We start from the raw sequence: 13,550 nt of genomic DNA on the forward strand, positions 1-13,550 counted from the left end.
ACTAGCAACATCCGCCCGATTGATTGCCTGCGGCGTCGCGAATTGTATCGTCGAAAGGTAGTCCTGTGCCGCAACCGGGGAAAATACCGTAGTGCCGATCAAAGTTACCGTAGAAGTCAAAATGCGTGGCCAACCGGGTATCATGCAGCATGCGCCAAGAGTTGCCGCAGATAAGGAAGAACTTGCCGGTCTCGATGCGGTGGTGCTTGTCGAGCTCAAACACATGAGGATGATGCGGTATCGTGCCGCGATAAACCACGGCCTGACCATAGTCCTCGCAGGCGGATTCCAGGTTGTCCAACTTGAATAATCGATAAGTAGCAGAGTAAAAGCGGATGTTTCCGGTTCGCGCAGCCAGCTCCGCGTTTCCAATAGTAATTCCGTGATCGTCAACCAACCGCGGATCGGTAAAGCCATGTGCGCGGGCCAGGCCGAGAAAATCGTTCCAGTACAGCGCTCCGCTCAGGCATTCACCATATAACACCGGGTCGGCGGTAAGTTCCGGGGGCACTCTCCGATCAGCATACACATCTGAAAAATATAGCTCCCCTCCGGGCTTGAGTACCCGCCACGCTTCGCTCAATACCGCCGCCTTGTCGGGGGCAAGATTGAGCACGCAGTTGGATACGATGACATCCACGCTGGCATCTGCCAGTTGGAGTTCGGATAAGCGCTCGATATAGCCATGCAGAAAACGCACGTTGCTCTCTGCATGCCCAAATGCCTTACGGTGATATTCCTCATGCCGGGACGCAACCGCAAGTTGCTCTTCCGTCATATCCACCCCAATTACCCGGCCATGCTCTCCCACGAGCTTCGATAGTACGTAAACGTCGCGTCCGGCGCCGCACCCAAGATCGAGTACGGTCAAGCCATCGAGCGATTCTGGCAGCACCAGGCCACAGCCGTAGTAACGAGCCAGCACCTCATCATGTACCTGCGCCAATATGGGCTTCACATATTCGGGCAAGCCTGCATCCGTCCGGCACGCGTTGGTCTGAAGATCGAGCGAAGAGCTCAGAATTTGTCCATAGTATTGCTGAATAGTGTCATGCATGGCATTCACCTCATGATCGGAATTAAACCGTTTTGGAACGATAGCGCGCCGCCAGCCTTTCGGGCGCGACGCCACGCGCGAAAGCGAACGCCAGATTGCGATTTGCCCAGGTACGCCGCCACCACCCGTCGCGATGCCAGCGGCGCGGATCGATAAAAACCGATTCGCGTAAAGGTAGAAATCGTCCTATCCGGCGTAACCCTCGAACCAGAGATACTTCCTCGAACAGGGGCCAAGGGGAGTGGCCGCCCACCTCCGCATAGGCCTGCCGGGTCATGAAAAGACCCTGGTCACCATATGGAATGCCGAAACGGCAACGAAAGGCGATAGCCGGCTCCAGCAGTAGTGCTGGCCAGGCACGCGGCTCATCGAAACGAAAGCGAAAATAGCCTCCTACCGCACCTTGCGCTAATGCGCGGCCCATCGCCTTCAACGGATCGTGCGGCAAACGGATGTCGGCATGCAGAAACCATAAGGTGTCACCTTGCGCCAGCGCAGCACCCGACAGTAATTGCCCTCCCCTGCAGGGTTCGCCGGCTATCCAGCGTGCGTCGTATTGATGGCAGATGTTGCGGCATGACGGGCTGTCGGCCCCATCTGCCACGATGACCTCCAGCGCCCCTTGAAATGAGTTATCCGGCAAATTTCGCAACTGGCGGAGCAGATCGACCAGCTTGCTCTCGTCATGATAGCAGGGAATAATCGCACTAAAACTGGACATGACTCCGCTCCCTCCAGTGGGCCAGATCGCAAGCCAGCCCATGCAGCGCTCGCCGTGCCGGCCGCTGATCCGTATTCAACGCTTCGATCAGACGAATGACATCGTCTTCTTCATCCACATCGAAACTTTGTGCCAAGTTAACGACCGATTGTCTCGCAGATCGGCAACAATTGGCCAGCGCAGCACCAAGGCGCGCTGTGCTCCACGGCAAGCTGCTCAACGCCGGCCATCGCTTCCGGCTCGCCATCAGTACCACACCGCCATCCGCTGCCGGCTTCAACACGGTATCATGACTCATCAAAGCCTCGTAAACCGCCGCATAATCGGGCGGCGCAAGCAGGGGCGCATCACTGCCGATATACACCAACTGTTCCAGCCCATAGCCGCGCAGCTTATGATCCAGTGCATTAAGCCTTTGTCCGAGATTGCCCTTTTTTTGCGGCTCTATACGTGTTTTTAGTCGTACCCGCGCCTGCGGCAATAGTGCGGATGCCCAAGCATGATCCACCGGATCCGCAGGAGCGATTACCACCGGACCGGGCCAAGCACGCGCGTCTTCCAGCGCGCAGGCGAGCAACGCCTCGGCGATGCGATTTGCTGCCTCTCCACCTACGCTTGCAGCCAACCGTTGCTTGCCGACTCCCGATGCCGGGCGCTTGCACACCAGCACCAGCGCGGCTTCTGTCATGGTCGGCGGCTTGCCGGGGAAACTAATACAAATTGCATGATCGGTATCAGCATGAGTTGCTCGCAAGCTTCTTTTATCGACACCTCGATGATGCAGCGGGCTCTATGCACAGCCTCACTCATGTGCGGCTAACTGATCTATCTGCTTGAAGGCCGGGTTTGTTACATCATAGCCAGCATTCAATGATGAAGCATGAAATTTTTATAAAATCGTGCGACTTTGATTTTATGATGTCAATATGTTTCGCTGAAATATGTCTACGTTGAGTTGTCCGCCGATACAAAGGCGTCAGCTCCGTTGGCTTCCCGTAATCGAGCGGCACGTTCAACAAGAAACCCGCTTTACCTGCGGTATATGCTAAAGATATTGCGTCTGCACCTTACCGCTGCCTGTACCATTGCTCGAGCATCATCAGTACCCAAACCATGGTGCCATGATATCCCGCATGCTCATTCAGATGCTGCCCTAGCAGCTTATCGATAAAATCGGGGCGAACGATGCGCCGGGACTTGAGATCGCTCAGACTATCCGAAGCCAGAGCCTGCAGTGGCTTGTGCTGCTGGAGCCACACACCGAAAGGTAAACCGAACCCGTGTTTTTGCTTGGTGATGATATCGTCAGGCAAGAAACCGCGTAGTGCTTCCTTGAAGAAATATCGTAATTTTGTACCCTTGAGCTTCAGATGGGGCTCGAGTTGCAAGGAGAAAGCCACAATTTCATCGCTGATCAGGGGAAACGCAACTTCCATTCCGGCTAATTCGCAAGCCATGGCGACTTTGGGCAGGTCGTTATCGGCAAGCGTGAACTTTCGATCGAAAGCCAGCATACGATTTATCAGACTCGCGGCGTTGTTCTCATGATAGATTTCATCGAGAAGGTTAGCTGGGTTACCAGGATTAACCGTGCTTAGAAATTCCGCCGTAAAAACTTCCCTGGAGCCGTAGCGTTCTAGCAGGTTGTAAGTCTCTGTGCGGGCGGGCATCGGAATCGAGGCCTGTTCGATATAGCTGCGCGCCTTCTTTATCAGCGGCAACACCGCTCCGCCGGGAATGCCAAAAACCAGCGGCTCGATAATTCCTTTGCGCACCACGGAGGGCGTTTGCCCATAGAGGGAAAAGAGATGTTGCTTGGCATAGCGAACGTTGCCGCCGAAGAGTTCGTCCCCTCCGTCTCCTCCCAATATCCTGCTGAGGCCGTCAGCTTTCGCCATGCGCGCGCAATAGTAGGCAGGGATGGCAGACGCGTTGCCAAAAGGCTGATCGAAAATCGCCGCGACTAGGGGAATGGCGCTTACTATGTCATCCGGAGTGACATAGTACTCATGATGCTGCGTGGAAAAATGTTTCGCGGCGATGCGCGCATATTCCATTTCATCATATCCGGAGGCATCGAAGCCAATGGAATAGGTGTGTGCCGGTTGGCCCGAAACCTCACCTAATAATCCCGCGATGGTCGAACTGTCGGTTCCTCCGCTCAGGAACGCGCCGACCTGCTGATCCCCGACCGCTTCGCGGACGCTTGATCGCAGTACATGCATGAAATCCTGCTTGAGCTCCTGGAACGGGCGTTTCTCGTTCTCCTGAAATCGCATTTCCCAATACTTGCGTGTCTCAACGTTTCCCTTTCGATAAATCAGGTATTCGCCGGGCAGAAGACGTTTTTGCCCCTGATAAATCGTATCCGGGCCGGGTACCATATGGAAATAGAGATAGTTATACAGGCCTTGTGGAGCGATATCCGGTGTAGCCGCTGAGTGCAGGTTTACGGCGTCTGCCGATGAACCAAAAACCAGCCGTCCTCGATCGTTGCAGTAGACGAGCGGACATATGCCCATACGATCGATTGCCAAAATCGCGTCGTTGGTATTTTCATCAAGGATGCAAAGAGAAAATGCGCCCGTCAAATTTTTGAGTGCCTTTTCTCCTCTTTCCCGCCAATCCTCCGCCAGCGTTTTTGCCACGCCTTCGGTTCGCGCAAGCTGGATTAGGCGCGGTTCAAGAAAATTGGCCCGCCCCCATAATGCCAGGAAAAGCCCATTCTTTTGGTAAATGTGCTTGTTATCACTGCTTGCAGCAATGGCAAGACCGCTGTTTCGTCCAGCAACTGCCTCAACAACACTGCCATCGAAACGGGCAAGAGGTCCAGCCATTCGCCTGGCAAGCTGGAGATTCTCGGTAACGGATCCGTCCTGGCCTGTCCAGCCGCACAACCCGCTCATGATAGATCTCCGGTTTTCTTGTACATCATCTTTCCATCGTTTCGTTAATTTTCGTTAATGATTGCTTGCTGGCGAATTTGCGGACGATCAAGCGACTCATCTCAAATAAAACATCGATGCTACGTTGGTTTTTAAACCAGCACTTCGGCGGGTGGCGGATGGCCGAGAAATGCCGTCGGGCTTGCGGTCAAGCCGTAAGCACCCGATTGCAAAATGACAATTAAATCCCCGGCTTCCGCTTTGCTCATTTCCATGCGATCCGCGAGCAGATCCAGTGGCGTACAGAGCGGTCCCACCACCGAGACAATTTCCCTTTCGGCACTATTTACCTTGTTGCCGACGATTACGGGATAATTCTTGCGGATGACTTGGCCAAAATTTCCGGAAGCTGCGAGATGGTGATGCAATCCACCATCAGTTACCAGGAATATTTGCCCTCTTGATTCTTTTCGCTCCAGTACACGGCATACATAAATGCCTGCCTCCGCTATCAGATAACGCCCAAGTTCGATCACCACTTGCGCATCGGGAAGTTGCCGTCTCGCCTCAGGCATCAGGTGTCGTAAATTTTCACCGACCTCTGCTACATTCAATGGCTCGTCTCCAGGAAAATAAGGCACCCCGAAGCCGCCGCCTATATTCAGCAAACGAACCGGACCGGGTGCGTGCCTGGCAAGGGAGATTCCCAGTTGCAAGGTCTTTTCGTGGGATTCCTGGATAGCCGCCACTTTCAGATTTTGCGAGCCGCTAAAAATATGGAACCCTTCGAAATCGAGTTCAAGCTTAGCCATTCGGGCCAGCATTGCTGGAACTCGTTCTGCATCGACGCCAAACGGCTTCGCTCCTCCGCCCATTTTCATGCTGGAGGATTTGAGTTCAAAATCCGGGTTGACACGGACCGCTACTTTCGGACGAATACCAAGGTGATTGCCCAGATTGGCGATACGCTCCATTTCCTGCTCGGATTCCATATTAACGATAATGCCTGCAGCGATCGCGCAGGAAAGTTCCTGGTCGGCCTTCCCTGGCCCGGCAAAACTGACCTGACATGAAGGCATGGGTGTATCCAGAGCGATTTTCATTTCGCCGGCAGATGCCACGTCCAACCCATCCACCAGACCAGCCATATGCTGCACAACCGCAGGCATGGGGTTAGCCTTCATTGCGTAGTGGAGGTGAACCTCGGCAGGAAGATGTTGACGCAGAAGGGCAATCCTATCCGTAATGCGCTGCCGGTCATAAGCATAGAATGGGGTTCTGCCTACCCGCTGCACCAACCGCTTGAGGGACATGCCTCCAATCTGAAGGCAGTCGTCGCGGCTCGAGAATTGAACCATTGAGGCATGTTTTGGCCGGACATTATTCACGCGCCGGTCTCCATGAAAGTATTCTGCAATTCCTGGGCAAGGAATTTCCGGTCAATTTTCCCGTTGGGGTTCCGCGGTAAATTGCCTTCCTTGCACTCGATCGAGCTCGGCAGCATGAAAGCGGGAAGATGAAGCTTACACGCCGCAAGCAACGCGTCCTGGTCAATTCTCGAGCCTGCTCGCGGCGTAACGATCAGAATAATGGCCTGCCCCAATACGGGGTGAGGAGCGCCAACGGCAGCGGCCTCTCCCACAAGCTCCGTCCCATAGATCACCTCTTCGATCTCGGTGGGGCTGACGCGATAGCCGGACGTCTTGATCATTTCATCGCGGCGGCCAATGAAATACAGAAAACCTTCCTCATCCATGCGCACGGTATCACCCGACCACACCGCCAATTCCGGAATAGTCAACCCCGACTGGCGAGACGGAACGGGTTTGAACCGCTCGGCGGTTTTTTCCTGGTCGTTCCAGTATCCCATGGAAACAAGCGCGCCACGATGCACCAACTCTCCCGGCTCCCCGGCCGCACAGAGTGATCCATCCTCCCGTACCACCAGCACTTCCGCATTCGGGATGGCTTTACCTATGGAGTCGGGGCGTGCGACCACTTCCTCGGGTGGAAGAAAGGTCGAACGGAACGCCTCGGTGAGGCCATACATGAGAAATACTTCTGTATGAGGGAGAATGTTGCGCAGCAAATCGAGCGTCGCTCGCGGCATTGCCCCCCCGGAATTGGTGATGTAACGCAATGAATTATCCGCTGGCCAGTTCAATTGGGCCAGTTGAATCCACAACGGAGGCACTGCGGCAAGACCTGTGATTTTTTCGTCCTCAACCGTGTGGATGATATCCCGCGGCAGCAAATAATTCATCAGGACAGCGGTAGCTCCGACCTGAAATGCCGTGGTAAGCTGGTTGAGCCCATAATCGAAACTCAACGGCAGCACCGACAGAATTCGATCATCCGGCGTATTCTTGAGGTACTGAACTACGCTCGTTGCTCCCGCCACCAGGTTTCGGTGGGAAAGGACTACGCCTTTTGGCTTGCCGGTGCTTCCGGAAGTGTAGAGAATCGCAGCCATATCGCCATCAATACTATGATGCGCTTTAGCATGGCCCCGTGCCGTCAACGCGTCGCTCCATGAGATGACACTAATGCCGGAAACGACGGGCGCAAGCTCGGCCGAACCCACTAGCATGATGGCATGCAGATCATGGCATTGCGGCAAAACGGTGGCAAGCAGCTTCAACCGGTCGGCTGAGGTGACGAGGACCCTGACATTGCAGTCGCGAAGAATGTAAGCCACCTGCTCCGGCTTCAGGAGCGGATTGACGGGTACGAATACGCCGCCCGCGGCTGCGGCACCATACAATGCGATAACAGTTTCCAGGCGTTTTTCGAGATAAATAGCGACGCGTTCGCCTCGCCCAAGCCCTAAAGCGAGCATGGCTGCGCCAGCTGAGCCAATATCCTCGGCCAATGCGCCATAGCTTGTTCGATTTCTCTGATGCACGAGCGCTTCTTTATCGGAAGCATGATCAGCAGACTTGAAGATGAGTTCGTGGAGGAGATCTGCCATCGAAAATACCTGTACGTAAAAAGGAAGGGGCGACGAATGTTATAAGGCGTGGCTATTTTAGCCGGTGGCGGTTCATTAAATCATAAATGGTGGGACGGCTGACGCCCAGTAGTTCCGCCGCCTTGACAACGTTCCCATCCACTCTTGCCAGTGCTTTCATCAAGGCATCGCGCTCCGCCCTGTCACGCACGTGGCGAAGGTTGATCGGTTCCGCCAAGCTGGTTGAAACCTGCAGCCCGAGATCGTCAACGCTGATTATGGGGCCGTCGGCCATGATGACAACGCGTTTAATACAGTTCTCCATTTCTCGTACGTTGCCAGGCCAAGGGTAGTTTTCGATCGCAGCGAGCGCCTCCTGGCTGAAATTCAGCGAAAGTCGCTTCTCCTGTGCACAGAACTTATTCTTGAAGTGATGCGCAAGCAATGCCGGATCCCCCATCCGATTTCGCAGCGGAGGAATTGTGATAACAATCTCGCTCAAGCGATAATATAAGTCTTCCCGGAAACGGCCTTCCTCGATCAGCTTCTTTAAATTCTGATGCGTCGCGCATACAACACGAACGTCGACCGGGATCTCTTTACGTCCTCCAACTCTTTCGATCACTCTTTCCTGCAAGAAACGGAGAAGTTTTGCCTGTAACGGCATGGGCAAATCACCGACCTCATCAAGAAAAAAAGTACCTTCATTAGCCAGCTCGATTTTTCCGGGCGTCTGCTTGACCGCTCCAGTATATGCGCCTTTTTCGTAGCCAAATAATTCGCTTTCCAGAAGCGTTTCCGGAATCGCGGCGCAATTGATTGCCATGAACCGTTTTTCTCTTCTGGCGCTTGCCTGATGCAGCGCTCTTGCCAGAATTTCCTTACCTGTACCGCTATCACCCAGCAGTATAACCGTGGCATCGGACGGGGCCACTTTCTCCACATTACGGCATACCTTGATCAGCGCGGGATCGCGGGTAATAATTCCCGCTATGATGGGAGACGCCTGAGATTGCGATAACCTGCGGTTCTCCTGCTGCAACGCATGCAGGTAGTATGCTCTTTCTACCACCAACCCCAGCATCTCTGGATCAAAAGGCTTTTGATGAAAATCGTAAGCCCCAGCCGCGATAGCCTTTAGTGCATTCCCATGATCCTGGTTACCGGTCAGAACGATCACCTTGATGTCCGGCGCAAGTTCAAGTATCTGTGCTAGCGTGGCGAGCCCTTCCGAGGCGCCATCCGGATCGGGCGGAAGTCCCAGATCCATAGTAACGACAGCAGGCTCATGCCGTCGGACCAAGGCAAGCGCGCTTTCGCGATCACCCGCCACGAATACTTCATAAGCGTCGAAACTCCAGCGCAATTGCTTCTGCAGGCCTGGATCATCCTCGATTACCAATAAACTCTTTTTATCCTGACTCACCTGATGCCCTCTTACCTAAGCTTGAATTGAATCAACCTGACTTTGTACCGCTACTTCTAGTGGAACGTTTACGAAACATTTTTCATTTATGCGATGTATCGGTCTTTCTAACCTGGCGAGCGTATATCCATTGAAGCTTTCGACCGTTTGCTTGTCTTGGTACTGCAAGGGAAAGCTGCATTTTCGATCGCCTACTGCATCTCCAAAAACGAATCCCACACTATCTAGCCACTACTTTAACGATGGAAGCACTTTGATGAAGAGGCAGGATGATGCGGAAAACCGTGCCATTCGATTCACTGCTGGTAACCTCCAATTCCCCACCTAGTTCAGACACGTATTCCTTGCTTTCAAACACGCCGATGCCCATACCCGCGGATTTGGTGGATTCGAAAGGTTTAAAAAGTTTTTCGCGAATGAATTCTTCGCTCATACCATGGCCGGTATCCTTTATTTCAACTATCGCGCAATTCTGCTCTCTTCTCAGCCGAACCCGAACCTGCCCGTTCTTTGAGGTCGCCTCGATCGCGTTCTGGATGAGATGTCCCATGACTCTCTCAAGACGGGACGAGTTTGCGCACACTGCAAGGCTCGTATCCTGTATTTCAAGAATCGGCGCAGGTTCGGCAACGGATTTACTTTTTACCGCTTCTTGTAACAACGGCGCGATAAAAAGAGGAACCGAATTCTCGGGCGAATCGACACTGCTTAGTTTTTCCAGTAGCCGCTTCATTTTTTGAACGGAGAGATATACCGTTTCGATCATGTCTACTTGGAATTGCGGGTTATTTTTATGCTTCTCAGCATTGGAAAGCAAAAGCGATAACTGTGAAACGAGATTTTTCAAGTCGTGCACTACGAACGTCGACATACGATTAAAGGATTCAAACTGACGCGCCACCATAAGCGCATTGGCCGCCTCTTGCTGCGCCAGGTAACTTGCAGCTTGATTGCCCGCAACCTTGAGCAGATCACTCACCTCCCAGTTCAGATTGACCCTACTTCTTGGCTGCGCCAGCACTACAAAACCAAATAGTTTCCGATGTTGAATCAGCGGCACCACGAGCCATGCCCTGCCTATGGTTTGCAACCATTGAGGCAGAGCAACTGCTGAATATTTTTCAGGATTTATGGCGTATTCCTGTAAATCGACCACCCACTCTTTGTTTCCCAGAAATTGACAGAAAGGGCTGGTCAGAGGCTCAAGCCCGCCAGTCGCCGGCATATTCCAATGCGTTACAGGCTCGCAATTACCGGATTCCCTGCAGATCCACAGGCTCCCGGCAGGGCTTTCAACCAATTGCGCCAATGCCTGGATCACGCGCTCACCCAGTACGTGCCCACCGTCCGAGAGCGTGCGCGTAAAACGCAGCCATTCTTCCCGGTAGTCGTAGTTGTAGCTGAAAAAGTGCTTGCTGATGAAGACCCTGAGCCAGGAACGCAAAGTACCCGAAAACAATACGGCCAATAGCAGAACCACAGCGCCAAATAAAAAACTCACCTGCATGACGATGCCCCAGCTTCCCCCAAAAAAACGGAGGTAGTAGCCGGCGGCAGCCATTGCCAGTAGATAGGCTGCGGTGCCGAACAATGCTGCTGAATAAAAAAGAATATGACGAGATACCGCGATGCCGACTGACCATTGGGGATTTCGCGCAGCCGAAACGGCGACGAGCGGAACAACCAGCGCATTAACTATCCCGCGTGCCGCCCATATTTCAGGATTCACGTGCCTAAGCAGCAGCGCATCGCTGTATAAGTAAAAATCATAGGCAAAGATGCCCCCGATGCCGAGGCATGCGAATTTTATTCCCCAACGCTGCTTGACCGGCGTATTTCTGTAAAGCTGCTCTACCAGAATCATGCCGAGTATTGCCATTGCCAGGCTTCCAGCGATATTATCGATGAAGTCAATCGTTTTATGCGATGAAAAGTCAAAGTCAGCCTGAGAGTAGAGCGCAACGATGAAGCACCCGATATACATCATCATTATTGCAACCAGGGCCGGACTGATCTTCACGATGGATGAGTCATCTTTCCGATACAGCCCCAGCGACATAATGAGAAAGACAGTCCAGCCCCCATTTCTGGCAATTTCGAGTGTATCTGTCAGGAGCGAGAGGGGGAGATTCTGGTTAGCTTGATAAGCGAGCAATGACGCCCAGAATGCAGAAAGGAGGCAGGCTATCGGTAACACGATCCCGTGCAGACGACCTCGCCAGCTTGTTACCAAAAGTAAAGCCAGGAAAAAATGCGCGACTGCCGCTAGCGTGTAGCTGGCCGTCGCTATATTCATCAACATGTTATATCGCTGCGCTTAAGGGAGCCTTCAAGCAGGTCGCCCGTGGAGCGTGTTGCAAAAATCGGGGTGATCACAAGATGGGCGGAGAAGGTCTTGGTTTGCCCCACATGCCAAGACGGGCAACGACATGAATGCCCGATTTTGCCGCTCATGTGCCAGTGGAGCGAAGGGATGGCGGCTTTGAGAGCCACCCGCTTTGTCGATCTCGCGGCGAAAGGGAGGCGCCCTAAAGTGTTGTGCGAGGGATAGCGCGGAGCGGCGATCCGGCAGTGCCGGGAATATCGCGGTCGCGCTTCTGGCGCCAATATCCCGCTCTGGCGTCGCGCCTTCCTCGGGAAGGTGCCGTCCCGCCCTGAGCGGTCGCACCATTCGCGTCGCCGCCTTTCGCGCATTCCATTCCGCAATGCCGCCACGCCCGCGCAGGACTTGAAGGCGTCCCACATCATCTTCCACCCTTCCCCAGCACGACAACTTCAACGGTATCTATCAGGATAATTACATCAAGAAACAGGCTGTGGTTCTTCACATAATAAAGATCGTACTGAAGCTTTTCGATGGCGTCCTCTACCGACGCGCCATACCGGTAGCGCACTTGGGCCCATCCGGTTATGCCCGGCTTGATGCTGTGCCTAACATTGTAATAGGGAACTTTCATGCAAAGCTGGTCTACAAAATAAGGCCTTTCCGGACGGGGACCGACAAAACTCATGTCACCATTCAAGACATTCAATATCTGGGGAAGCTCATCGATTCTCAGTTTACGAATAATTCTACCCACTCGTGTTATCCGGGGATCATCCGTTGTCGCCCATTGCGGCGTTCCTCCTTTCTCCGCATCAGCCCGCATGCTGCGGAATTTCAGAACCATAAATATTTTCCCGCCCTTTCCAACCCTTTCCTGCCGGTAAAAAATGGGGGTACCGTCCTCTAACAGAATACAAAGAGCGGCAATCAACATTACAGGTAGCGTAACAGCCAGAAGGACGCCGCTCGCGGCCAAGTCGAAAACGCGTTTAATACCGGATCTAAGCAGGCTTTGGTCGAACCCGCCGCCAAAAACCAGCCAGCTCGGGTAGAGGGTATTTACTCGAATTTGCCCCCGTTCACGCTCAAAAAAAGCGGCTGAGTCAGTCACCTTTATCCCGTTCAGCTTGCATTCCAGCAGGTCCTGAATAGGAAAACATCCGCCGCGACGTTCCTGAATTGCGATAATGATCTCCCCTGCCCCATGGCGATTAGCGAGAGATATCAAGGAATCCACATTCGGCAGAACGGCAGAGGCTGGCACATGAAGTTCTTCATCCGGCAACGGGACAAAACCAATGATCTTGAATCCCCTGTGTCCTGACTCGCTTTTTTTAGTTTGTTCGACGAACTCCTTAGCTTTGCCACCTATGCCCAACACGATGGCCCGTGACTCCAGGATGCCCAGGCTGGACCATTTAAGAAAAGCCGCTCGTGTCAGGAGAATCCCGGACAGAGCAAAAAGCATTACCAGCCCCAATATGCCACGGCCAAGATAGAGGTCAGGCAGCAAATAAAAAACCAGCGTCGTTATTCCGAATCCGAGCATCATGGAAGGCATGAGGCGGAATAAAGTGTCCTTGATATCCAGGCGGGAATCCAATTGATATAACCCCATGGCGGACATGCAGAGGATCATGACAAAGGTGAAAGTCCCCGCCTCGGGAAGCAAGGACGAGAAAGAGAAGGGAAAGGGGTCAGCTTGATCAAAAAAACGAATAGTTACCCCGAGATATACCATGAACATCAGCACGAGAATTTCAGCACTGATAAGCAGGATCACGGTTCTGGAAATGAAGTGATTATAAATCCGAAACAATTTCGTTCCTCATCAGTATCTTATGAGCTCCCAGGCACTTCTCGCTCAGCCCAAGGTCAGCGCAAACCGCCTCAAGCGACACCGGTTAAAGTTTACTTCTAGTTAATGTTTGCACGCCTCCGATCGAAACGTCCGCGCCGTTGCCCTTGATATTATTGAGCGTGCATCGTAAATGTTGAAAAGATTATTAATGGACGTCTGGTTCACCAATCACCTGAGCAGTTTCTTGTCTCCGCGGGATAAGCCTTTAATTTACGAAAGTATTATATAGTCAGCTAACGTCAAGTCCTATATGCATCATATCAACTTCACCGGCAAGAACAATTGGACTTTGGTACGCTAACGAGCAAATTGGAGTTCTTTGCG

At 53.0% G+C, this 13,550-nt stretch carries 10 protein-coding genes; all 10 read right to left on the reverse strand.

The annotated features are described in order from the left end of the window. Position 1: 1 nt before the first annotated feature. Positions 2-1,057 (reverse strand): methyltransferase domain-containing protein, encoded by a 1,056-nt coding sequence (locus tag BUA28_RS10495; RefSeq protein WP_072768078.1) that lies wholly within the window; start codon positions 1,055-1,057, stop codon positions 2-4. A gap of 22 nt (positions 1,058-1,079) precedes the next feature. Then, positions 1,080-1,778 (reverse strand): TIGR04283 family arsenosugar biosynthesis glycosyltransferase, encoded by a 699-nt coding sequence (locus BUA28_RS10500; protein ID WP_072768079.1) that lies wholly within the window; start codon positions 1,776-1,778, stop codon positions 1,080-1,082. After that, on the reverse strand, positions 1,765-2,466 hold the full coding sequence (locus BUA28_RS10505) for a TIGR04282 family arsenosugar biosynthesis glycosyltransferase (RefSeq protein WP_072768080.1): 702 nt from the start codon (positions 2,464-2,466) through the stop codon (positions 1,765-1,767). The genes BUA28_RS10500 and BUA28_RS10505 overlap by 14 nt, the downstream gene beginning before the upstream one ends. Before the next feature lie 379 nt (positions 2,467-2,845). After that, positions 2,846-4,684 carry an asparagine synthetase B family protein gene (locus tag BUA28_RS10510; RefSeq protein ID WP_072768081.1) on the reverse strand — a complete coding sequence of 613 codons (1,839 nt, stop codon included), beginning with the start codon at positions 4,682-4,684 and terminating at the stop codon, positions 2,846-2,848. Positions 4,685-4,815: 131 nt separating this feature from the next. Then, on the reverse strand, positions 4,816-6,051 hold the full coding sequence (locus BUA28_RS10515; protein ID WP_072768082.1) for a pyridoxal-dependent decarboxylase, exosortase A system-associated: 1,236 nt from the start codon (positions 6,049-6,051) through the stop codon (positions 4,816-4,818). After that, entirely contained in the window at positions 6,048-7,634 is a 1,587-nt protein-coding gene (locus tag BUA28_RS10520; protein ID WP_072768083.1) for an acyl-CoA ligase (AMP-forming), exosortase A system-associated, read from the reverse strand. The genes BUA28_RS10515 and BUA28_RS10520 overlap by 4 nt, the downstream gene beginning before the upstream one ends. Before the next feature lie 52 nt (positions 7,635-7,686). Then, positions 7,687-9,039, reverse strand: coding sequence for a PEP-CTERM-box response regulator transcription factor (gene prsR, locus BUA28_RS10525; RefSeq protein WP_072768084.1), 1,353 nt, complete (start codon positions 9,037-9,039; stop codon positions 7,687-7,689). Positions 9,040-9,259: 220 nt separating this feature from the next. After that, on the reverse strand, positions 9,260-11,335 hold the full coding sequence (gene prsK, locus BUA28_RS10530) for an XrtA/PEP-CTERM system histidine kinase PrsK (protein WP_371915214.1): 2,076 nt from the start codon (positions 11,333-11,335) through the stop codon (positions 9,260-9,262). A gap of 33 nt (positions 11,336-11,368) precedes the next feature. After that, the gene (locus BUA28_RS10535) at positions 11,369-11,782 is read right to left on the reverse strand and encodes a hypothetical protein (RefSeq protein ID WP_072768086.1); all 414 of its coding nucleotides are present in this window, start codon (positions 11,780-11,782) and stop codon (positions 11,369-11,371) included. 1 nt (position 11,783) lies between these two features. After that, complete coding sequence (locus BUA28_RS10540; protein WP_072768087.1) at positions 11,784-13,184, reverse strand: TIGR03013 family XrtA/PEP-CTERM system glycosyltransferase; 1,401 nt, start codon at positions 13,182-13,184, stop codon at positions 11,784-11,786. Positions 13,185-13,550: the final 366 nt, after the last annotated feature.

It is taken from the genome of Nitrosospira sp. Nsp11 (genome assembly GCF_900142705.1).
Taxonomy (GTDB): domain Bacteria; phylum Pseudomonadota; class Gammaproteobacteria; order Burkholderiales; family Nitrosomonadaceae; genus Nitrosospira.